Source organism: Amycolatopsis sp. NPDC101161, assembly GCF_044768185.1.
In the GTDB taxonomy this organism is placed as follows: domain Bacteria; phylum Actinomycetota; class Actinomycetes; order Mycobacteriales; family Pseudonocardiaceae; genus Amycolatopsis.
In genome coordinates this window covers 37102-58219 of sequence record NZ_JBIWPI010000005.1, presented here as the reverse complement: position 1 = coordinate 58219, position 21118 = coordinate 37102, and the positions used below count along the sequence as shown (strand labels likewise).

The 21118-nt window shown below is 72.3% G+C and carries 18 protein-coding genes and 1 other RNA gene; 8 read left to right on the top strand and 11 right to left on the bottom strand.

Going from position 1 to position 21118, the window contains the following annotated elements; translation table 11 throughout:
* The first annotated feature begins 10 nt into the window (after positions 1-10).
* Positions 11-1408: an acyltransferase gene (locus ACIRSS_RS33885; RefSeq protein ID WP_400902098.1), complete on the top strand. Its 1398-nt coding sequence runs from the start codon at positions 11-13 to the stop codon at positions 1406-1408.
* Here ACIRSS_RS33885 and ACIRSS_RS33880 read toward each other — a convergent pair.
* Complete coding sequence (locus tag ACIRSS_RS33880) at positions 1379-2179, bottom strand: acetylxylan esterase (protein ID WP_400902095.1); 801 nt, start codon at positions 2177-2179, stop codon at positions 1379-1381. The two genes, ACIRSS_RS33885 and ACIRSS_RS33880, sit on opposite strands and share 30 nt — an antisense overlap.
* A 183-nt stretch (positions 2180-2362) precedes the next feature.
* Between ACIRSS_RS33880 and ACIRSS_RS33875 the strand changes: the two genes are divergently transcribed.
* On the top strand, positions 2363-3229 hold the full coding sequence (locus ACIRSS_RS33875; RefSeq protein ID WP_400902093.1) for an esterase/lipase family protein: 867 nt from the start codon (positions 2363-2365) through the stop codon (positions 3227-3229).
* Here ACIRSS_RS33875 and ACIRSS_RS33870 read toward each other — a convergent pair.
* From ACIRSS_RS33870 to hutH, 6 genes are all read right to left on the bottom strand, one after another.
* On the bottom strand, positions 3213-3704 hold the full coding sequence (locus tag ACIRSS_RS33870) for a hypothetical protein (protein WP_400902090.1): 492 nt from the start codon (positions 3702-3704) through the stop codon (positions 3213-3215). The genes ACIRSS_RS33875 and ACIRSS_RS33870 overlap by 17 nt on opposite strands.
* A gap of 76 nt (positions 3705-3780) precedes the next feature.
* A complete protein-coding gene (hutI, locus tag ACIRSS_RS33865) occupies positions 3781-4926 on the bottom strand; it encodes an imidazolonepropionase (RefSeq protein WP_400902088.1) in 1146 nt (381 codons plus the stop codon).
* Positions 4914-6146 (bottom strand): formimidoylglutamate deiminase, encoded by a 1233-nt coding sequence (locus ACIRSS_RS33860; RefSeq protein ID WP_400902085.1) that lies wholly within the window; start codon positions 6144-6146, stop codon positions 4914-4916. The genes hutI and ACIRSS_RS33860 overlap by 13 nt, the downstream gene beginning before the upstream one ends.
* A gap of 101 nt (positions 6147-6247) precedes the next feature.
* On the bottom strand, positions 6248-7444 hold the full coding sequence (locus ACIRSS_RS33855) for an allantoate amidohydrolase (protein ID WP_400902082.1): 1197 nt from the start codon (positions 7442-7444) through the stop codon (positions 6248-6250).
* Complete coding sequence (gene hutU, locus ACIRSS_RS33850) at positions 7441-9093, bottom strand: urocanate hydratase (protein ID WP_400902079.1); 1653 nt, start codon at positions 9091-9093, stop codon at positions 7441-7443. Before hutU ends, ACIRSS_RS33855 begins: the two co-directional genes overlap by 4 nt.
* On the bottom strand, positions 9093-10619 hold the full coding sequence (gene hutH / locus ACIRSS_RS33845; RefSeq protein ID WP_400902076.1) for a histidine ammonia-lyase: 1527 nt from the start codon (positions 10617-10619) through the stop codon (positions 9093-9095). The genes hutU and hutH overlap by 1 nt, the downstream gene beginning before the upstream one ends.
* An 83-nt stretch (positions 10620-10702) precedes the next feature.
* On the opposite strand from hutH, the gene ACIRSS_RS33840 reads away from it, so the two are divergent.
* The 3 genes from ACIRSS_RS33840 (at position 10703) to ACIRSS_RS33830 (ending at position 14254) form a co-directional block, all read left to right on the top strand.
* The gene (locus ACIRSS_RS33840; protein WP_400902073.1) at positions 10703-11485 is read left to right on the top strand and encodes an IclR family transcriptional regulator; all 783 of its coding nucleotides are present in this window, start codon (positions 10703-10705) and stop codon (positions 11483-11485) included.
* Positions 11486-11661: 176 nt separating this feature from the next.
* Complete coding sequence (locus ACIRSS_RS33835; RefSeq protein WP_400902070.1) at positions 11662-12879, top strand: MFS transporter; 1218 nt, start codon at positions 11662-11664, stop codon at positions 12877-12879.
* 85 nt (positions 12880-12964) lie between these two features.
* A complete protein-coding gene (locus tag ACIRSS_RS33830) occupies positions 12965-14254 on the top strand; it encodes a diguanylate cyclase (RefSeq protein ID WP_400902068.1) in 1290 nt (429 codons plus the stop codon).
* Here ACIRSS_RS33830 and ACIRSS_RS33825 read toward each other — a convergent pair whose 3' ends face one another.
* Together ACIRSS_RS33825 and ssrA are read right to left on the bottom strand one after the other, a co-directional pair.
* Entirely contained in the window at positions 14255-14464 is a 210-nt protein-coding gene (locus tag ACIRSS_RS33825; protein WP_364369526.1) for a hypothetical protein, read from the bottom strand.
* Between the two features lie 1412 nt (positions 14465-15876).
* Positions 15877-16245: a transfer-messenger RNA gene (gene ssrA / locus ACIRSS_RS33820) on the bottom strand.
* A gap of 153 nt (positions 16246-16398) precedes the next feature.
* Here ssrA and ACIRSS_RS33815 point away from each other — a divergent pair.
* The 3 genes from ACIRSS_RS33815 to ACIRSS_RS33805 are packed head-to-tail and all read left to right on the top strand — an operon-like array spanning position 16399 to position 18884.
* Complete coding sequence (locus ACIRSS_RS33815; protein ID WP_400902065.1) at positions 16399-17073, top strand: sensor domain-containing protein; 675 nt, start codon at positions 16399-16401, stop codon at positions 17071-17073.
* Positions 17070-18203 carry a sensor histidine kinase gene (locus ACIRSS_RS33810; protein ID WP_400902063.1) on the top strand — a complete coding sequence of 378 codons (1134 nt, stop codon included), beginning with the start codon at positions 17070-17072 and terminating at the stop codon, positions 18201-18203. The genes ACIRSS_RS33815 and ACIRSS_RS33810 overlap by 4 nt, the downstream gene beginning before the upstream one ends.
* A gap of 39 nt (positions 18204-18242) precedes the next feature.
* On the top strand, positions 18243-18884 hold the full coding sequence (locus tag ACIRSS_RS33805; RefSeq protein ID WP_155544593.1) for a response regulator transcription factor: 642 nt from the start codon (positions 18243-18245) through the stop codon (positions 18882-18884).
* Here ACIRSS_RS33805 and ACIRSS_RS33800 read toward each other — a convergent pair.
* The gene (locus ACIRSS_RS33800; RefSeq protein ID WP_400902060.1) at positions 18869-19522 is read right to left on the bottom strand and encodes a class I SAM-dependent DNA methyltransferase; all 654 of its coding nucleotides are present in this window, start codon (positions 19520-19522) and stop codon (positions 18869-18871) included. The genes ACIRSS_RS33805 and ACIRSS_RS33800 overlap by 16 nt on opposite strands.
* 94 nt (positions 19523-19616) lie before the next feature.
* The gene (locus ACIRSS_RS33795) at positions 19617-20855 is read right to left on the bottom strand and encodes a hypothetical protein (protein ID WP_400902058.1); all 1239 of its coding nucleotides are present in this window, start codon (positions 20853-20855) and stop codon (positions 19617-19619) included.
* Between the last annotated feature and the right edge of the window lie 263 nt (positions 20856-21118).

Below are 21118 nucleotides of genomic sequence, written 5' to 3'. Positions count from 1 at the left end.
AAGGGGCACCATGAAGGCGATCTTGGCGACGACGGCGTCGGCGTTGTTGTTCTTCTTCGGTACCGGCCTGGATCCGGTGCCCGAGCTGGCTTGGCTGGCCCCGCTGCCGATCCTGCTGCTCGCGCCCCGCGTCCACGGCGGGATCGCGCTGCTCTGCGCGTTCGCCGCCTACCTCGCGGGCAGCGCCGGCAGCTGGAGCTACTTCTGGCATTCCCTGGCGGTCCCGCGCCCGGCGGCACTCGCGATCCTCGGCGGCAGCGCGCTGCTGTTCGCGCTCTCCACCGGCCTCTTCCGGCTCCTGGTCCGCCGCGGGAACCGCTTTCTCGCCGCGCTCGCCGCGCCCGCGTTGTGGACCGTCGTGCTCTACGGCGTCTCGCTGCTCAACCCGACCGGCCTGATGGACACCCTGATGACGACCCAGGCCGACCGGCCGGCCGTGCTGCGGCTCGCCGCGGTCACCGGCGGCTGGGGCGTCGAGTTCCTCGTGCTGTTCGTCCCGGCTGCGGTCGCCGCCGCGCTCGCCCCCGGCGTCCGGGTCCGAGCCCGGCTGACCGGGCTGGTCGCCGTCGCCGCCGCGCTCGGCGCGCTGGTCTTCTGGAGCACGCCGGCTCGCACCGGGCCGACGACGCGCGTCGCCCTGGTCGCGCCCGGGCAGAGCCGCTGGGCGGTCGACGTCGCCACGCCGGACGGCCAAGCGCTCATCCGGTCCTATGTGGACCGGATGAGCCGGCTGCCGGACGGCGTCCAGGCCGTCGTGCTCCCCGAAGCCGCCTTCGCGGTGGACCAGGCCAGCCGGCCCCGGCTCGTCGAAGCCTTCACCGAGGTGGCCCGCGCGCGCGACCTCGACGTCGTCACCGGCGTCCTCGACACCACCCCGGAGGGCCGGTTCAACGCGGCGCTCGCCGTGCCGCCGTCCGGCGCGTCGGTCGAATACCGCAAGTGGCACAACGGGGATTCGCCGAACCTCGCCTCCGGCACGCAGCTCGCGCACCTCGCCGGGATCGGGCTGATGGTGTGCATGGACGTCAACTTCGCCGACCCCGGCGGCGAATACGGCGAGGCCGGCACGGGCCTGGTGCTCATCCCGGCCTCCGACGAGGACGTCGACGGCTGGGCGCACAGCCGCACGGCGCTGATCCGCGGCGTCGAAAACGGTTTCTCGGTGGCGTGGAGCGCGGCCCGCGGGACGCCGATGCTGGCGGACGCCCAGGGCCACGTGCTGGCCGACGCCCACACCGGCGGCGGCCCCTTCACGGTGGTCGTCGCCGACGTCCCGATCGGGCCGGGGAAGACGCCGTACGCCCGGTTCGGCGACTGGTTCGCGTGGCTCTGCGGCCTGGTCGCGCTGACGGGGATCGCGGTCGGCGTCCGCAAGGCGTCAGACTTCGAGCGCCTTGGCGTTGCGTAGCACCTTCGACCACGCCGGGTCGGCGCACAGCGTGCAGCCCGGCCCGAAGAAGACACCGCGCGCCTGCTCGTCGCCCGCCAGCCAGTAGCGGAACCACGCGGTGATCGCGCCGCGGAAGCCGCCGCCGTCGCCGGCCGGCGTGAAGTGGGTGGCGCCGGCGAGCTCCCCGTAGACCGCGGGGACCTGCGACGCGGCGTTGTAGCGCGGGATCACCAGCAGCGCCGGCGGCACGACGACGTCGAGCTGGCCGCCGAGGAAGAGCACCGGGCCGTGCAGCGCTTCGACGGACCCGAGCGGTCCCGGCTCGATCGGCACGGTGGTGGTGACGAGCGGGTCGGCGCCCGCGGCGATGGCCCCGCCACCGCCTTGGGAGTGCCCGGTCGCGCCGATGTGCGCGGTGTCGATCCGGCCGAAGTACGCGCTGCCCGGCCGGGAGTTTTCCGCGACGAGCGTGCGCGCGCCGTCGAGCATCTCGCGGCCGGTTCCGGAGTTCACCGTGTCGGCGGCCGCCACGACGAAGCCGTAGGACGCGAGGTGCCGCAGCAGCCCCGCGTAGACGGCGGGCACCGCGCCGGTGCCGTTGCCCCAGACGAGCACCGGGTGCTTGACGCCGCCGAGATCGGCCGGGCGGAAGACGGTGTGGGTCGCGTCGAGGGCCTCGCTGACGACGGCGTAGGGACCTGGCTGGTCCCAGTGCACCGCCGCGGCTTGCGCGGGTTGCGGAGTCACGAAAAGGACCGTCAAGAGCGCCACGAGCCACAGCCGTCGCATGTCGTCACCCTGTCACGTCGTCGGAACAGTCGAAGAGATGATCGGCCGGGAACGCACTCGGCCTGATTGTGACCTGACACAAAGAACCGGTGCCATCTCTGAGCGTTCTCCCAGGTCGCCTCCGGCGGGATGTGACCGATCATGATCTGCATCACGTACTGACGGGTAACTGGAGGCAACGGAATGCGGGTCACCAACGGCGGTGTCAAGCGAACCCTGGCCGTGCTCGCCGCGGCGCTCACCTTCGGCGCGGTCGCGCCGGCGGTCGCCGACGCGGCGCCGGACAGCGGCTGGAACGACTGGGGGTGCCGCCCGGCGGCCGCGCACCCGGAGCCCGTCGTGCTCGTGCACGGGCTCGGCGCGAACGACTCCGTCAACTGGTTCTTCCACGCCCCGAAGATCGCCGCCCAGGGTTACTGCGTCTTCTCGCTGACCTACGGCACCGGCGTCCTCGGCCCCGGCGTCGGCGGGCTCGCGTCCATGCGGGACAGCGCCGCGCAGCTCGGCCGGTTCGTGGACGAGGTCCGGTCGGCCACGGGCGCCGCCAAGGTCGACATCGTCGGCCACTCCGAGGGCAGCACGATGCCCGCGTACTACCTGAAGTTCGGCGGCGGCGCGGCGAAGGTCGCGCACTTCGTCGGGTTCGGCGCGAACTACCGCGGCACGACGCTCGGCGGCCTCGACGCACTAGCCAAGGCCCTGCTGACGACCGTGCCCGGCCTCGGCGCGATCCTGAAGACGGCGTGCGGCGCGTGCACCGAGTACCTGGCGCCCTCGGCGTTCCTCGACGACCTCGCCCGCGGCGGCGTCCACGTGGCCGGACCGACGTACACGAGCATCGTGAGCAAGTACGACGAGGTCGTGACGCCGTACACGAGCGGCATCATGAACGAGCCGGGCACCACGGACATCGTGCTGCAGGACTTCTGCGGCTCGGACGCGTCGGGCCACCTGAGCCAGGCGGTCGACCCGAACGTCACCGGGCTGATCCTGCACGCGCTCGACTCGTCCTACACGCCGAAGTGCACGCCGTTCACGCTCCCGCTCTGAGCGGGTTCCCGCGGCCCGATCGGCACGCTCGTGCGGATCGGCTGCGGGAACGTCGTCGGGACACGTCCCAGTGCTCGACCATCGCGCGGGCCAGCGGGTGCCAGCCGTCGACCAGGCCGAGCGCGACCTCCTGCAGTTCGCCGGCGTCGGCGACCGGTTCCGGGTAGTCGACCGGCGCGAACCCGGCCATCGTCCGGTCCGGGCCGACCATCATCGAGAACACCGCGAACATCTCCGGCTCGAACAGCGCCCGGGTTTCCGGCGTGAGCGGGATCCGGCCGTAGAGGTGCACGAGCCCGGCGTCGACGACCTCGGCGTGCGGCAGGTGCTGCCGCAGGGTGAAGCGGTTGATGTTGAGGTGGGTGCCCTTGTCTTCCAGGCGGGTGAGCAGCCGCAGCTGGTCGTCGTAGACGTTCGTGTGCGGCAGCGCCCGTCCGGCGGTGGCGCGGAAGAGCTGGTGCAGTTCCGGGCGCAACCCGTGCGCGAGCCTGCCGCTGCCGCCCGGACTAACCCATACCAGACTGTGTCTTCGCGCGTCCTCGGTTCCGACGTCAGCGCACCCGATCTCCGGCGCGCCACACCATTTTCGTGAGCGGCACGCCGGGCCGGTAGGCCAGGTGCGTCACCGAAGGCGCGTCGAGGACGTGGACGTCGGCCCGCGCGCCGGGCCGCAGCACGCCGACGTCGTCGCGCCGCAAGGCACGCGCCCCGCCCGCCGTCGCCGCCCAGACCGCTTCCTCGATCGTCATCCGCATCTGCAGCACGGCCGTCGCGACGCAGAACGCCATCGACGTCGTGTACGAGCTGCCCGGGTTGGCGTTGCTGGCCAGCGCGACCGTCGCGCCCGCGTCGAGCAGCCGCCGCGCCGGGGCCAACGGCTGCCGGGTCGACAAGTCGCACGCGGGCAGCAAAGTCGCCACGGTCTCCGACGCGGCCAAGGCTTCGACATCGGCGTCGCTCAAGTAGGTGCAGTGGTCGACGCTCGCCGCGCCGAGTTCCACCGCCAGCCGGACGCCGGGGCCTTCGCCGAGCTGGTTGCCGTGCACGCGCAGGCCGAGCCCGCGCTCAGCGGCGGCTTTCAGCACCCGCGACGACTGGGCCTCGTCGAACGCTCCCGTCTCGCAGAAGACGTCGGCCCAGCGCACGCTTCCCGCGACGGCGTCGAGCATCTCGCCGCACACCAGGTCCACATAGGACTCCGCGTCGGCACCCGGCGGCACCAGGTGCGCGCCGAGGAACGTCACCTCGTCGGCGACCTCCGCGGCGATCCGGGCGCTGCGGGCTTCGTCCGCGACGGTCAGCCCGTAGCCCGTCTTCGTCTCCAGGCACGTCGTGCCCTGCCGGGCCGCCTCGTCGACGTGGCGGCGCAGGTTCGCGGCCAGCTGCTCGTCGGACGCCTCCCGCGTCGCACCGACCGTGACCGCGATTCCACCCGCCGTGTACGGCTTTCCGGCCATCCGCGCCTCGAACTCGGCCGTGCGGTCGCCGGCGAAGACGAGGTGCGTGTGGCTGTCGACCCAGCCGGGGAGCACCGCGCGGCCCTCGACGTCGACGCGCTCGTCGGCGGCCGGAGCTTGACCGGCGGCCCCCACCCATGCGACGCGCGAGCCGTCCAGCACCAGGGCCGCGTCGGTCAGCCGGCCCAGCGCGGGGTCGTTGGTGGTGAGTTCGCCGATGCCCGTGATCAGGACTGCCACAGTGCCTCGATCTCCTTCGCCAGCAGGGTTTCCGGTCGGTCGATGAGCAGGTGCGCGCCGTCCCGCACGACCTCGCGGCCGGCGACGACGACGTCCCGGACGTCGGCGCCCGAAGCCGCGAACAGGACCCCGGACGGCTCGATCCCGGCCGTCCGGACCGAGTCCAGGGCCACGGTGACGAAGTCCGCGCCCGCCCCCTCGGCGAGCGCGCCGACCCCGTCCCACCCGATCGCCGCGTGGTCCGTGCCCGCTTCCAGGAGCTCCTCGGCGGTGAACCGGCCGCGTTCCTCGCTGGCCAGCCGGTCGTCCAGCTCCAGCGCGCGCGTTTCCTCGAACGCGTCGACGACGGCGTTGCTGTCACTGCCGATGCCCAGCCGCACCCCGGCGTCCCGCAGGGCGCGGGCCGGGCCGATGCCGTCGCCGAGGTCGCGTTCGGTGGTCGGGCAGAAGCACGCCCGCGCGCCACGCAACCGGTCGATGTCCGACGCGGTGAGGTGCGTGGCGTGCACGGCGACCAGCCGGTCGGTCAGCACGCCGTGCTCGTCGAGCAGCTCGGTGGGCGTGCGGCCGTAGGCGGCCCGGCACTGCTCGTTCTCGGCTCGTTGCTCCGACAGGTGGACGTGCACGACCCGCTTGCTGTCCACAAGCGACAGTTCGGCTGCCGGGACCGCCCGCACCGAGTGGATGGCCGCCCCGACGCGGAACAGGTCGTCTTCCTCGAGCGCGGCGACCCGCGAGGCCCACGCCGAAGCCGAGCCGTCGGAGAACCGGCGCTGGACCTCGTCCGGCTCGACGCCGATGCCGCCCGCGAGGTAGCACGTGTCGAGCAGCGTCAGCCGGATCCCGACGTCGGCCGCGGCCTGGCGCAGGGCCTCCCCCATCGCATTCGGGTCGGCGTACGGCTTCCCGCCGGGCGCGTGGTGCAGGTAGTGGAACTCCCCCACGCTCGTGTACCCGCCGAGCACCATCTCGGCGTAGACCCCGCGGGCCAGCCGGTAGTAGGCGTCCGGGTCGAGCCGGGACGCCAGGGCGTACATCCGCTCGCGCCACGTCCAGAACGTGCCGCGCTCGTGGTGCGTCCGGCCGCGCAGCGCCCGGTGGAAGGCGTGCGAGTGCCCGTTCGCGAACCCGGGCAACGTCAGTCCTTCGAGGACGACGCCGGTCCGCGGCGCCCCGGGAGCCACGCCCGTGACCCGGCCGCCGGCGACGTCGATCCGCACGCCGGACGCGATCCCGTCCGGCAGCCAGGCCTGCTCGCACCAGAAAACTGTCGGTGCCGGGCGATAGGCTGGAAACGGGGGGCGCCCCCGCGCGCCGGAGGTCATCGCGCGAGCCGTTCCAGCACCGTGGCCAGCGCCGCCGCGCCCGCTTCGACGTCGTCGGCTTCGGCGAACTCCTCGGGCGAGTGGCTGATCCCGGTCGGGTTGCGCACGTACAGCATCCCGGCCGGGACGAACCCCGCGAGGATCGCGGCGTCGTGCCCGGCGCCGGTCGGCAGCTCCGGCGGCCCGCCGAGCCACCCGCCGAGGTCGTCGCGCAGCCGATCGTCGAACACCACATCGTCCGAATAGGACTCCCGGGTCACCTCGACCCGGCAGCCTTCCTCCTCGGCGGCGGCCGCGGCGGCGCGGCTGATCTCGCCGACCAGCCCGGGCGTGCCCGCGCCCGGCACCCGCGCGTCGAGCCACAGGTCCACTGTGGACGCGATGACGTTGGTGCCGCCCGGTGTCGGGACCAGCCGCCCGACGGTCGCCCGCGCGTCCGGCACCGCACGCGCCAGCCGCCGGACGGCGGTGACCGTCGCGGCGGCGGGCAGCATCGGGTCGGCCCGGTCGGCCAGCAGCGTCGCCCCGGCGTGGTTGCCCTGGCCGGTGAAGGAGAACCGCCACCGCCCGTGCGCGATCACCGTGCTGCCGACGGCGACCGGCGCGCCGAGGTCGATCAGCCCGCGCCCCTGCTCGACGTGCAGTTCGACGAACCGGCCGATCCGGTCGAGCCGCTCCGCGTCCGGCCCGATCCGGGCCGGGTCGAAGCCGGCCTTCGCGGCCGCTTCGGCGAACGTGACGCCGTCGGCGTCCCGCAGGTTGCGCGCTTTGTCGGCGTCGATGGTGCCGGTGAGCAGCCGCGAGCCGAGGCACGGGACGCCGAACCGGCCACCTTCCTCCTCGACGAACACCACGACGGCGAGCGGCTTGCGCGGCCGGAACCCCTTGGCCCGCAGGGATTCCACCGCGGCCAACGCGCTCGCGACCCCGAGCGGGCCGTCGAACGCACCCCCGCCGGGCACCGAATCGAGGTGGCTGCCGGTGACCACGGCGCTCCGCCCCGGCGGGCCCCACCACGCCCAGATGTTGCCGTTGCGGTCGGTTTCGACGTCGAGTTCGAGGCCCAGCGCGCGCTCGACGAACCACGCGCGCAGGTCCTGTTCCGGCCCGTCGAAGGCGTGCCGGGAGTAGCCGCCGCGCTGGGGGTCGCGCCCGACGTCGCCGATCTCGTCGAGGAACCCGGAAGCGGTCACGCGTCCTCCCGCATCGGCACCCGCACGCCGCGCTCGTCGGCGACTTCGGCCGCGCGGTCGTACCCCGCGTCGACGTGCCGGATGACGCCCATGCCCGGGTCGTTGGTGAGCACGCGCTCCAGCTTCTGCGCGGCCAGCTCCGTCCCGTCGGCGACGCTGACCTGGCCCGCGTGGATGGACCGGCCCATGCCGACGCCGCCGCCGTGGTGGATCGACACCCAGCTGGCCCCCGACGAGGTGTTGACCAGCGCGTTGAGCAACGGCCAGTCGGCGATCGCGTCGGAGCCGTCGGCCATGCCTTCGGTCTCGCGGTACGGCGAGGCGACGCTGCCGGAGTCGAGGTGGTCGCGGCCGATGACGACCGGCGCCTTCAGCTCGCCGCTGGCGACCATCTCGTTGAACCGCAGGCCGGCCAGGTGCCGCTCGCCGTAGCCGAGCCAGCAGATCCGGGCCGGAAGTCCCTGGAACGCCACGCGTTCGCCGGCGAGCCGGATCCAGCGCGCGAGGGATTCGTTCTCGGGGAACAGTTCCAGCATCGCCCGGTCGGTCGCGGCGATGTCCTCGGGGTCACCCGAGAGCGCGGCCCAGCGGAACGGGCCGTTGCCCTCGCAGAACAGCGGGCGGATGTAGGCGGGCACGAAACCCGGGAAGTCGAACGCGCGCTCGCAGCCGCCGAGCTTGGCCTCGCCGCGCAGCGAGTTGCCGTAGTCGAAGACCTCGGCGCCCTTGTCGAGGAAGCCCAGCATCGCGTCGACGTGGTCGGCCATGGACTCGCGCGAGCGGTCGGTGAACTCGTCGGGCTTCTTGGCCGCGTAGTCGTGCCAGTCGTCGACGCTGATGCCCTTGGGCAGGTAGGAAAGCGGGTCGTGCGCCGACGTCTGGTCGGTGACGATGTCGACCTCGACGCCCCGGCGCAGCAGCTCCGGCAGCACCTCGGCGGCGTTGCCGACGACACCGACGGACAGCGCCCGCTTCTCCTGCTTGGCCTTCGTGACGCGGGCGATGGCGTCGTCGAGGTCGTCGGCCACCTCGTCGAGGTAGCGCGTCTCGACGCGGCGGTGCGCGCGCTGCGGGTCGCATTCGATGACGAGCGCGACGCCGTCGTTCATGGTCACGGCGAGCGGCTGGGCGCCACCCATGCCGCCGAGGCCGGCGGTCACGGTCAACGTTCCGCGCAGGGACCCGCCGAACTTCTTCTTCGCGACGGCCGCGAACGTCTCGTACGTGCCCTGGAGGATGCCCTGCGTGCCGATGTAGATCCACGAGCCCGCGGTCATCTGCCCGTACATCGTCAGGCCCTGCTGCTCGAGGCGGCGGAACTCGGGCCAAGTAGCCCAGTCGCCGACCAGGTTCGAGTTGGCGATGAGCACGCGCGGCGCCCACTCGTGCGTGCGGAACACGCCGACCGGCTTGCCGGACTGGACGAGCAGCGTCTCGTCGATGTCCAAAGTGGTCAGTTCGCGCGTGATGGCGTCGAAGCTGGCCCAGTTGCGGGCGGCCTTGCCAGTGCCGCCGTAGACGACCAGGTCTTCGGGACGCTCGGCGACGTCGGGGTCGAGGTTGTTGTGGAACATCCGCAGCGCGGCTTCGGTCTGCCACGACTTGGCGGTGAGCTGGGTGCCGCGGGCGGCACGGACGACGCGGGACATCAGACCTCCAGACGGGCGGCGTCGAGGACGGCGCCGGAGCGGACGAGTTCTTCGGCGGCCGCGATCTCGGGCGCCAGGTGGCGGTCGGGACCGGGGCCCGCGACCTTCGTGCGGAGCAGGTCCCGGACGCGGCCGGTGACCGGCGACGGCTCCAGCGGCGCCCGGAAGTCCAGCGCCCGGGCCGCCGTCAGCAGCTCGATGGCCAGCACGGTGGTCAGGCCGTCGACGGCCTTGCGCAGCTTCCGCGCGGCCGACCAGCCCATGGAGACGTGGTCCTCCTGCATGGCGCTGCTCGGGATGGAGTCGACGGACGCGGGCACGGCGAGCCGCTTCAGCTCGCTGACCACGGCGGCCTGCGTGTACTGGGCGATCATGTGGCCGGAGTCGACGCCGGGGTCGTCGGCGAGGAACGGCGGCAGGCCGTGCGAGCGCGCCTTGTCGAGCATCCGGTCGGTGCGGCGCTCGGCGATGCTGGCGACGTCGGCGATCGGGATGGCCAGGAAGTCCAGCACGTACGCGACGGGCGCGCCGTGGAAGTTGCCGTTGGACTCGACGCGGCCGTCGGCGAGGACGACGGGATTGTCCACAGCGGACATCAGCTCCCGCTCGCCGACCAGCTCGGCGTGGGCGAGGCTGTCGCGCGCGGCGCCGTGCACCTGCGGGGCGCAGCGCAGCGAATAGGCGTCCTGGACGCGGTTGCAGTCCGGGCCGCGGTGGCTCTCGACGATCTTCGAGCCCTGCAGCGCCTGCCACATCCGGGCGGCGGACGTGGCCTGCCCGGGGTGCGGCCGGAGGGCCTGGAGGTCGGCGGCGAACGCGCGGTCGGTGCCGAGCAGCGCCTCGACGCTCATCGCGGCGGTGAGGTCCGCGATGTCGAAGAGCTTGTGCAGGTCGGCGGCGGCGAGCAGGAGCATCCCGAGCATGCCGTCGGTGCCGTTGGTGAGGGCGAGGCCCTCTTTCTCGGCGAGGACGACCGGCTCGATCCCGGCCTGCTTCAACGCTTCCGCGGCGGGCTTCAGCTGACCGGCGTGGATCACTTCGCCCTCACCCATGAGCGCGAGCGCGACGGCGGCCAGGGGCGCGAGGTCACCGGAGCAGCCGAGCGAGCCGTACTCGTGGACGATCGGCGTGATGTCGGCGTTGAGCAGGGCCGCAAGCGTTTGCGCGGTGCCCGGGCGGACACCGGTGTAGCCGCTGGCGAGGGTCCGCAGCCGCAGCAGCATGAGCGCGCGGACGACCTCGGGCTCGACGGCGGGCCCGGCGCCGGCGGCGTGCGAGCGGATCAGGCTGCGCTGCAGCGCGGTCCGGCTCTCGACGGGGATGTGGCGGGTGGCGAGGGCGCCGAAGCCGGTCGAGACGCCGTAGGTGGGCGTGACGGCGTGGGCGAGGTTCTCGATGTGCTGGCGGGTCGCGGCGAGGTTCTTCTCGGCGGCGTCCGTGAGCCCGACGGGCGCGTACCCGCGGACGACGTCGACGACCTGGGCGGCGGTCAGCGGTTCCGGGCCCAGGAGCACTTTTTCCGGCATGGGCCCATTGGACATCGTCCTTCCCGCTGGTGGGATGCCCCACGGAGTGGTTCCGTCTGGGATCCCAGACCTAGACTCGGCTCATGGGTGACAGCAGCGAAGTCCCGGCGTTGCGCCGCGGGCTCGCGGTCCTGAGCCTCCTGGCCACGCGTCCCGGTCCGGTGACCGCGGCGGCGATCGCGCGCGAAGCGGGTCTCCCCCGTTCGACGACGTACCACCTGCTCAGCGAGCTGGAAGCGGCCGGTTTCGTCGTCCACCTGCCCGCCGAACGCCGCTACGGCCTGGGCATCGCGGCCTTCGAGCTGGGCTCTGCCTACCTGCGCCACGACCCCCTCGAACGGCTGGCCGGGCCGTTGCTGCGCAAGCTCGTCGACCGCGTCGGCCACACCGCGCACCTGGGCGTCCTGCACGGAAACGAGTCGCTATACCTCATCAAGGAACGCCCGGCGCGTCCGGAAACGCTCGTCACCGAGGTCGGGGTCCGGCTGCCGGCCCAGCTGACCGCGTCCGGCCGCGCGATCCTGCGGCACCTGCCCGCCCCGCACGTCCGCGCGTTGTTCCCGTCGGCGTCGGCGTTCGTGCTCCGCACCGGTCGCGGTCCGCGCACGCTCGCCGAGCTGCGCCGCGTCCTCACCGCGGAGCGCCGGCTCGGCTGGTCGATCGAGGACGGCCACGTCACGGCCGGGTTCGCGTCGGTGGCGGCGCCGGTCTTCGACCACGGCTCCCGGCCGCTGGCCGCGATCAGCGTGACCCTGCGCCACCACTGCGCGGCCGAGCCGTGCGAGGAGACGTGGCCGGAGCTGGCGGCCGAAGTGGCGGCGACGGCGGCCGAGCTGACCAGCCGGATCGGCGGCCACCCGGGCTGACGCGCTGCTGCGATCGGGGCAACTGTCACCGAACGGCTCGATTCCACTCCGCTCGGTTATTACCGTTGCCTGAAGCTCATTCCGGTAAGGCCGCCGCTCGTCGGCCGCCGCACGGCTTAGCCACTAATCGACGGCTGGATGAGCTTCACCGGATAGCGGTCTGAGGGGCGCCGGCGATGGATGACGCACGGGTGACGCGGGTGGGGTTCGGCGCGGTGCTCGCCGTCGGCGAGTTCCGGGCGATGTGGCTCGCCGAGCTGCTGTCCATCTGCGGCGACCAGCTCGCCCGCGTCGCGCTCGCCGTCCTCGTCTACCAGCGCACTTCGTCTGCGGCCCTGACCGGCCTTACCTACGCCCTGACGTACGTGCCTTCGCTGCTCGGCGGCGTCCTGCTGGCCGGCGCGGGCGACCGGTGGCCGCGCCGCGACGTGATGGTCGCGGCCGACGTGGCCCGCGCCGCGCTGGTCGGCGTCATCGCGGTTCCCGGCGTTCCGCTGTGGGTGCTGTGCGTGCTGGTCGCGGTGATGACGGCGCTGGGCGGGCCGTTCAAGGCGGCGCAGCAGGCCCTGCTGCCGACGGTGCTCGAAGGCGAGCGGTACCTGGTTGGGATGGCGCTGCGGAACGTGACGATCCAGGCCGCGCAGCTGGCCGGGTTCGCCGGCGTCGGCCTGCTGATCGCCGCGCTGACGCCGTCCGCGGCACTCGCGCTCGACGCGGTGACGTTCGTGCTGTCGGCGTTGTTCCTGGTCACCGGCGTCCGGCGGCGCGCCGCGATCGCCCAAGCCGTGCGGCCGGCCTGGCTGGCGACGACCGGCGCCGGCGTCCGGCTGATCTGGCGCGACCCGGCGTTGCGGACGCTGGTGGCGCTCAACTGGCTGGCGGGGTTCTACGTCGTGCCGGAGGCGCTGGCGGCACCGTACGCGGCGGGAATCGGCGCGGGTGCGACGCTGGTGGGGCTGCTGATGGCGGCCGACCCGGCGGGCAGCGTGCTCGGCGGCGTCGTGTTCGGCAAGTGGATCCCCGAACACACGCAGGTCCGCGTGCTGGGCTGGCTGGGGATCGCGGCGGGGCTGCCGCTGGTGGTGTTCGTCTTCCGGCCGGGCCTGGTGGCGTCGGTGCTGCTGCTGGCGGCGTCCGGCCTGCTGGCGACGGGCTACAACATCACCGGCACGGTGACGTTCATGCGGCGCGTGCCGGACGAGCACCGCGCGCAGTGCGCCGGGGTGAACTCGGCCGGGCTGATCACCGTGCAGGGCGTCGGCGCGGCCGCGGCGGGCGCGCTCGCCGACGTGCTGAGCCCGGCGCTCACCATCGCGGTCGCCGGGGCGGCGGGCGCCGCGGTGGCCGTGCCGATCGCGAGGGCGTGGCGCCGGGCCGGGCTGGAGGGACCATGACCTCAGTTGTCGCGTCCGCACATGGCGCGCCTCCCTTCGCCACCTCGGACCGGACCGGATCCGTCACCGGCCGGACACCATGAGTATGCGGACCGGCGCCGGAGCCCCGCGCGGCGTACCGCACTTTCGTGACGCGCTCGTGCCACGGCGCTGGGCGCTGTGGCGCCAGAGCCCGCGCGTGATCGTCTACTGCCTGCTGACGGAAGCGTCGGCGGTGGCCCTGACGCTGCGCCCGTTCCCGGTGGCGGTCGACCGCCGCACGGTGCTGATCCTGCTGGTGCTGCTGCTCCTCGGCGTCGCCCAGTCGGAGACGGGCCGCCGGGTCGAGCGCATCCGCCGTCGCGTGTCGGGGACACCGCACATCAACATGACGTCGGTCTGGACGTTCGCCGGGGTGCTGGTGCTCCCGCCGCCGCTGCTGGCGGTGCTGGTCGGCGGCCTGTACGGGCATCTGGCGGTCCGGAGCTGGTACCGCCTGCAGCGGGTGCCGGCGTCGCGGACGGTCAGCAACGCGGCCATCATCCTGCTGTCGTGCTACGCGGCCCAGGCGGTCATGCGCGTTTCGGGCTCCCCGGACGTACGCGCGGCGCTCTCGCGCGGCTGGGCGGGCACGTTCGCGATCGCGGCCGCGGGAGTGACGTTCTTCGTGGTGAACGCCCTGCTGGTGCTCCCGGCCCGCCCCGAGGTCGGCCGGACCCCGGAGGCGCTGTTCGGCACGTGGTGGGACAACGGCCTGGAGGTCGCGACGCTCTGCTTGGGCGCGCTCAACGCCCTGGCGCTGGCGGTGCTGCCGGGCCTGGTCGTGCTGGTGCTCCCGCCGTTGCTGCTGCTGCACCGGACGGTGCTGGTGAAGCAGCTGGAGGTGGCGGCCCACCGCGACGCGAAGACGGGGCTGTACAACTCGAGCGGCTGGCACGCGCTGGCGGAGCGAACGCTGGCGGCCGCCGCCCGCCAGCGGTCGACGTTCGGCCTGCTGATGCTGGATCTGGACCACTTCAAGCAGGTGAACGACACGTACGGCCACCTGGCGGGCGACGCGGTACTACGGGCAGTAGCGGAAGCGATCATCGCCGCCGTCCGAGGCCGCGGCGACGCGGTCGGGCGCTTCGGCGGCGAAGAGTTCGTGGTGCTGCTGCCGGGCATCGCCCACCCGGACATCGGAGCGGTGGCCGAGCGCATCCGCCGAGCGGTGGCGGCGCTGAAGGTCCCGGTGGGCACACTGTCGATCACGGGCCTGTCGACCTCGATCGGCATGGCGGTCTACCCGAACGCGGGGACGTCGTTGCAACGCCTGCTCGACGCGGCGGATACAGCGCTGTACCACGCGAAAGCGACGGGCCGGAACAAGGTGGTCCACGCAGCGGACCTGGCGTGATCAGGCGATCTTGTGCCGCCGCCCGGCATCCAGCCCGAGCATCGCGAGCAGTTCAGCGCATTCCCCGACGTTCGAGGAGTGACCGGCAACGGTGATGACGGCTCGATCGTTCTGTTCGGCGAGCCGAACGGCCTCTTCAGCCCGGATAACACCCATCCGGCTGTCTTCGTCGTTGGCGGTGGAACTGCCATTGGAACGGGCCCAGGTCATCTGGCCACCTACTTCCGACTCCACGGGTGCGGAGCCATGGTCGGGGCTTCAGCATGACACTCACAAGAATTTCACCCGCAAGTGGGCCCCATCACTGGCTGAAAGCTGCGGAGAGTAGCAGAGGTTTTGGTGGTGGAGGGGGGTTGGGGCTGACCTGTCTGTGGACCGTACTTTCGGTACCTGTCGCTGCCGCCCTCTTGCCGGGGTCGGCTTCCCGAGTTCGCGTCCATCCGTCCCTGGCCTGCGGACTGTGTTCCTGTTGCCGTTGCCCTCTCGCCGCGGCCGGCTCCCCGAACCCGCCCCTGGCTCGCGCCCGGTGTGCCCGTCGCCCTCGCCCTCTTCCCGCGGTCGGCTCTCCGAATCCGCGCCTGGCTCGCGCCTTGTGCGCCCGTAGCCCTCGCCCTCTTGCCGTGGGCGGCTCCCCGAACCCGCCCCTGGCTCCCGCCCTGTGTACCCCTCGCCCTCTTACCGCGGCTGGCTCCCCGAACCCGCCCCTGGCTCCCGCCCTGTGCGCCCATCGCCCTCTTACCGCCGTCGGTATCCCGATTTCGCACCCATCCGCCCCCTGGCCCGTGGCGAGGCGAGGGCAGTTCCCGTAGCCCCTTTCCGGCACCCCGAAGCTGTCATTGTGACTACGGCCGGCAACACCGCGTCAAGGCGGGAAAGATGCCTTGACCCGGCGCTGCCGGCCGTGTTCTGGCTTCGGATCGGGGTGCGGGGGAGTCTGGGTCCTCGTCGGTGCCTGTTCTCGTTTCGGCTCGCGTGGCAAGCCGCAGGACGCCTGCCGGGGCCGCGCGGAGGCGGTGCGGGCCAGGCCCCGAGGCGGGGTGCGGGGCGAAGCCCCGAAGCCACGGCGAAGCCCTGACATGCGAGCCAGGCAGTCGGGCGGAGCCCCAAGATGAAGGCGAAGCCTGAGCCCAAGAGGGGCGAAGCCCCGACACCCGAGCGGGCCCGGGCGGACCCACGAGTCCCGAGCAGAGCCTGAGGCGAAGCTCCACGGCGCCCACCAGCCGGCGAACGAGCCGAGACGGGCCGCCACCGACCTGGCCGCCGATGCCACCGAAGCAGCCAAATCCCTGTGGGGCGAAGGCCCCCGAAGGGCAGGGGCGAAGCCCCGAGAAGGGCGCAGCCCGAGGAAGGGTGCGGGCGCAGCCGAGAAGGAGGGGCGAAGCCCCGACAAGGCGAAGCCCCGAGGAGGGGGCAAGGGGCGTAGCCCCAGAGGCGAAGGGCGAAGCCTGAGCCAAAGGAAGGGGCGAAGCCCCGAATCCCGAGAGGGGCCCGGGGCGAAGCCCCGGAGAAGGGGGTCCAGGGGGCGAAGCCCGCCTGGCGGGGGTCTGGGGGTTCGACCCCCAGAGAACACGAGCGAAACCGAAGAGAAGGCCCAAGCTCCGAAGGAGCGAGGGCCTTCTCGAAGGTGGAGGTGCCGGGAATTGAACCCGGGTCCTCTGGCGTATCAACAGGGCTTCTCCGTGCGCAGTCCGCTACGTCTCTACTTGGCTCCCTCAGTCACGCGAACAAGCTGAGGTGACGAGCCCAGCCACTGTTTGCTTCACGACAGTTCCCCGTGGCCGGGACTGCCGCTGAGCCTCCTAGCTGATGCCGGTACCCGGGCCGGAGGCGAACCCGGGCCGACAGAGACGCACTCGCTCAGGCGGCGAGGGCGTACTCGCGCTGACTGGAGTCGGCGCTTATTTGGTTGCGATGACGCTTAACGGTGGTCTCTCGCCTGCACCGGCACGCTTCTCCTGAATCAACGTCCAAAGTCGAAACCGTTCACCCCCTTGGTGGGAACACAACCTGTACATCATAACGCGGGGGGCCACCGCTTTACTCCAGGTGGGTAGGGCCAGCCCTACCGCGGGGATGCCCGCGCGCACCATGTCGCCCGCGGCCCCGAACGACGACCCTGGACTCCAGCAGAAGGGAGCCCGGTGATGGGTAGCGTGAGGCGGGATCCGCCGTTCGGTGGCTCGGTGGTGTTCTTGCTGATGAACCTGCCGGTGGGGGTGCTGGCGTTCGTCTTCTTGACGGCGTTCGCGGCGGCCGGGCTTGGGACCGCCGTCGTGTGGGTGGGCGTCGGCTTGCTCGCGTTGCTGGTCTTGGCGGTGCGGGGGGCCGGACGGCTGGAACGCGCCCGGGTCTACGCCCTGCTGGACCGGTACATCGACCTCCCCTACCTGCCGCTGCCCGCGCACGGGCAGAAGGACCGGTGGAAGGCTCGGCTGAAGGACCCGTCGACGTGGCGGGACCTCGCCTACTTCTTCCTGCTCTTCCCGCTCGGCATCATCGAGTTCGTGCTGGTCACGACGTTCTGGTCGACGAGCCTGGCGCTGGCCGGCCTGCCGATCTACTTCCGGTGGCTGCCGGGCGGCGCGTACTACTTCCCGTCGGACGAGCTGCGGTGGCTGACCGTGGATTCGACGGTGGAAGCGCTACCGTGGGCAGCGCTGGGGGTGTTGTTCATCGCGTTGTCGGTGGCGCTGACCAAGGCGCTCGCCGGGATGCACGCCCGGCTGGCGAACGCGCTGCTGGGGACGACCGTGGCCCAGCGCCGTCGGATGGAGCGCTGGTGGGAAGACGCGGAAGAGAAGAACCTGGTGGCGGGATGACCGAGGCGCAACCCCTGGAGCACCCGCGGCCGCACCCGGCTCGCACGATCGTGTACATGATCGTCAGCTTCTTCTTCCGGATCCTGCAGTTCGTGCTGATCGTGACGGGCATCGCGGTGGGGGTCGCGACGGCGGTGGTGTGGATCGGGTTCCCGATCCTGCTGGCGACGACGAGCTTCATCCGCTGGTCGGGCGATCGCGAGCGGAACTGGCTGGGGAAGATGCTGCGGGTGCCGCTGCCGCCGGTGCAGCGGCGGCCCTACGAAGAGGGCCAGCCGCTGCTGCGGCGGTGGATGGTGCGGCTGAGCGATGCCACGACGTGGCGTGACCTCGCGTACCTGATGGCGGCGTTCCCGCTGGCGTGCGCGGAGGTCGGGATCGCGCTGGCGTCGATCGTGCTGCTGCCGATGGCGGTCTGGGTGACACCGTGGCTGGGCTGGCTGCACGGCGAACTGGGCATCGCGCTGCTGGGCCCGGACCGCACGAAACGGCTCGAGCAGAAGGCCGAGCGGCTGCAGGCTTCGCGGGCGCGGGGCGTGGACGCCGCCGAGGCGGAGCGGCGCCGCATCGAGCGTGACCTGCACGACGGCGCGCAGCAGCGGCTGGTCGCGGTCGCGATGAGCCTCGGGCGGGCCAAGTCGAAGTTCGACCACGACCCGGCCGCGGTGCGGGAGCTGATCGACGAGGCGCACTCGGACGCGAAGCTCGCCGTGTCGGAGCTGCGGGACCTCGCGCGCGGCATCTACCCGGCGGTGCTCGGCGACCGCGGGCTGGACGCGGCGCTGTCGGCGCAGGCGGCGAAGTCGCCGATCCCGGTCGACGTCCACGTGGACGTCGAGCCGCGGCCGCCGGCGGCGGTGGAGACGACGGCGTACTTCATCGTCGGCGAAACGCTGACGAACATCGCGAAGCACTCCGGAGCGTCCGAAGCGGGCGTGAAGGTGTGGCGGACCGACGACCACGTCGTCGTCGAGATCACCGACAACGGTCACGGCGGCGCCGAGGTGCGTCCGGGCGGCGGGCTGGCCGGTCTGGCCGACCGCGCCGCGACGATCGACGGCGTGATCACCGTCGTCAGCCCGGTGGGCGGGCCGACCGTGATCCGGGCTGACCTCCCCTGCCAGTGGTGAATAGGCTGGACCCCGTTCATCCACGAGCTTGGGGGCCGGATGCGGGTAGTCATCGCCGAAGACGCCGTGCTGTTGCGGGCCGGGGTGACCCGCCTGCTCGCCGACGAGGGCATCGAGACGGCCGCGGCCGTCGACAACGGGGACGACCTGCTCGGCGCGATCAAAGAACACCGACCCGACTTGGCCATCGTCGACGTCCGGATGCCCCCGACGTTCACCGACGAGGGCCTACGCGCGGCCCTGGCGGCCCGCAAGGAGATCCCGGGGCTGCCGGTGCTGGTGCTGTCGCAGTACGTCGAGGAGTCGTACGCGGTGGAGCTGCTCTCGGGCGGCGCCGGCGGGGTCGGCTACCTGCTGAAGGAGCGGGTGGCGGACGTCGACGAGTTCCTGGACGCGGTCCGCCGCGTGGCGAACGGCGGCACGGCGATCGACCCGGACGTGATCGCCCAGCTGATGGCCCGAGGCCGCCGCAACCCGCTGGACGCGTTGACGGCGCGCGAGTCCGAGGTGCTGGGCCTGATGGCGCAGGGTCTGTCGAACACGGCGATCGCGAACTCCCTGGTCGTTTCGCACGGCGCGGTGGAGAAGCACATCGGCAACATCTTCTCGAAGCTCGGCCTCGAAGCGAGCGCGGAGGAACACCGCCGCGTCCGCGCGGTGCTGACCTACCTGGGCCGCTGAGCGGGCTTTCGGCCCAGCAAGTACGCCTGAGGCACCTTCTCCGGCTCCCGCGGCTCCCGAACCAAGCGCGCTTCCAACGTCAGGCCGGCGGCCGCGAACAGGTCCACCACGAAGTCCGGCTGCAGGCGGTACGCGTCGAAGGAGACTTCGTGGCCGTAGCCCTGGGAGATGTGCCGACGCTCGTCGCCCACCTGGAACGCCGTCAGCAGGCGGCCACCCGGAGCCAGGACCCGGGCCAGTTCCGCCACCAGCGCGGGCAGCCGCTCCGGAGGAGTGTGGATCAGCGAGTACCACGCCAGCGCGCCTGCCAGGGAGCCGTCTTCCAGCTCCAACGCGGTCATCGAACCGACCTCGAACCGCAGCTCCGGGTACGCCGCGCGGGCCACGGAGACCATGCCCGGGGACAGGTCAACGCCGAACACGTCCAGGCCCAGGGAAGCCAGGTGGCCCGTCACCTGACCCGGGCCGCAGCCCAGGTCGGCGACCGGGCCGGTCTCGCCCAGCAGCTCGGCGAACGTGCCCAGCATCGCCCGGTCCCACGGGCTGGTGGCCAGCGCGTCCCGAGCTGCCTCGGCGTAGGCATCGGCGACCGTGTCGTACGCGGTCCTGGTGTCGGTCACGTAGGCGGGTTCGGTCACGAACGAAAACACTATCCACGGACGGTGGACTCAGAGTCACCTGGGCGGTGAGGGTCTCCTCGGCGGTTCCCGATGCCATGACAGCACGTCGTGCTCAGTGCGGCGATTCACCCGAAGTGGCGCTATCGCGGGCTGCGACCACCAGCACAAGCGCGACCAGCAGGCCAACGGTCGGGGCGACGGTCGCGCCCAGCACCGCGCGGAACAGGATCCCACCAGGCGAAGCCAGCAGCACCAGCAAGCTCAGGCCCGCTACGACCGCCCACACCGTCACGACCCGGCCGGTCTGCTTCCGTGCGACCAGCACCGCCACGGTCAGCATCGTGGCCGCCAAAGCGATCCCGGACCAGCCCAGCCCGGCCATCGTCCACGCCGACACCGTGAACTTGTCCTTGTACAGCAGGTGGAACACCCACGGGCCTGCCACGTACGCCACCGCACCCACGACGAGACCGACAACCAGCGTGCCGACCGCGCCGAGGGCCGCGAAACGCCGCAACCGGCGCAGCCCGTCGGGCTGGTGCAGCACCCGCACGACCGTCGGGACCGCCAGGGTCTGGATCGGGGCGAGCACCAGCAGCAGAGGTGACCTCAGCAGGGACACCGCCAGAAACAACCCGCCCAGAGCGTCTTCGCTGCCGCGGGGTGCGACGAACTTGACCACCGCCGGGTAGCCGGTCAGGACGCTCGCGGTCAGCGCCGAACTGACGATCAGGCCCAGCATGCGCCGCCACAACACGCCCCAGGACTCACTCGACGGGCTCGGCTCGACCAAGCCGCGAGCCCGGAGGGTGAACGGCAGCCACGCGCACGAGCCGACCGCCACCGCGACGGCCAGCCAAGTCAACCCGCTCACCCCGGCGACGACCAGCCCGACGAAGAGCACCAGCCGAGCTCCTGCCTCGGCGAGCAGGATCGCCGAGTAGCTGCCGTTCTGCCCGGCTCCGATGAACAGCCCTCGCATCGCGTACAACGCGGGGAACGCCACGATCCCGCACACGGCGACCAGTGCCAGCTCCCGATGCTGGTCGAACAGCTGCGCGTTGACCGCCGGCGCCGCGAGCGCCGCGGCCGCCACGACCGCGACGGTTTGAGTCACGGCGAAGGTCCGGGCCGCGCTCAAGTCGGGCTTGCGCCCCCGGGCGGCGGCAACAGCCGTCTGTCGTGACAACTCTTGTTCCACCGGCGACAAAGCGCTGCCCACACCCATCAGCAGTCCCCAGAACCCGAGGAACACCGCGTTGTCGACCGCGCTGAGGTGCTTGCCTGCCAGGAGAAGCAGCACGTAGCCCATCGCGGAGGTCGCGAGAACGGTCAGGCCCAGCCCGCCCACGGCGCTCGCACGCGACCGTCGTCCACCACCCGCTGAGGGTTGTACGGCGTCGTTGTCGTCAGGCGCTGAGCGCGCCGCACCGTCCAGTCGTTCTCGCCGCACCACAAACCCCTCGACTTTGCGTTCGGCCCTCGTTGCCGCCGGTCAGCCTCAAGATCATAGACGAGCGTCTGCGAAGCCGAGCGGCCCGGGAAAGCGGCGTGTGTCAATCACTCTGCTGCGGAAGTTGACCGGTTTTCCACTGCGTCGAGCGGACGATTCCG

Coding starts and splice junctions, on each gene's coding strand:
- ACIRSS_RS33885 (WP_400902098.1), top strand. CDS start 11: ATGAAGGCGATCTTGGCGACGACGGCGTCGGCGTTGTTGTTCTTCTTC.
- ACIRSS_RS33880 (WP_400902095.1), bottom strand. CDS start 2,179: ATGCGACGGCTGTGGCTCGTGGCGCTCTTGACGGTCCTTTTCGTGACT.
- ACIRSS_RS33875 (WP_400902093.1), top strand. CDS start 2,363: ATGCGGGTCACCAACGGCGGTGTCAAGCGAACCCTGGCCGTGCTCGCC.
- hutU (WP_400902079.1), bottom strand. CDS start 9,093: ATGTCCCGCGTCGTCCGTGCCGCCCGCGGCACCCAGCTCACCGCCAAG.
- hutH (WP_400902076.1), bottom strand. CDS start 10,619: ATGCCGGAAAAAGTGCTCCTGGGCCCGGAACCGCTGACCGCCGCCCAG.
- ACIRSS_RS33840 (WP_400902073.1), top strand. CDS start 10,703: ATGGGTGACAGCAGCGAAGTCCCGGCGTTGCGCCGCGGGCTCGCGGTC.
- ACIRSS_RS33835 (WP_400902070.1), top strand. CDS start 11,662: ATGGATGACGCACGGGTGACGCGGGTGGGGTTCGGCGCGGTGCTCGCC.
- ACIRSS_RS33830 (WP_400902068.1), top strand. CDS start 12,965: ATGCGGACCGGCGCCGGAGCCCCGCGCGGCGTACCGCACTTTCGTGAC.
- ACIRSS_RS33825 (WP_364369526.1), bottom strand. CDS start 14,464: ATGACCTGGGCCCGTTCCAATGGCAGTTCCACCGCCAACGACGAAGAC.
- ACIRSS_RS33815 (WP_400902065.1), top strand. CDS start 16,399: ATGGGTAGCGTGAGGCGGGATCCGCCGTTCGGTGGCTCGGTGGTGTTC.
- ACIRSS_RS33810 (WP_400902063.1), top strand. CDS start 17,070: ATGACCGAGGCGCAACCCCTGGAGCACCCGCGGCCGCACCCGGCTCGC.
- ACIRSS_RS33805 (WP_155544593.1), top strand. CDS start 18,243: ATGCGGGTAGTCATCGCCGAAGACGCCGTGCTGTTGCGGGCCGGGGTG.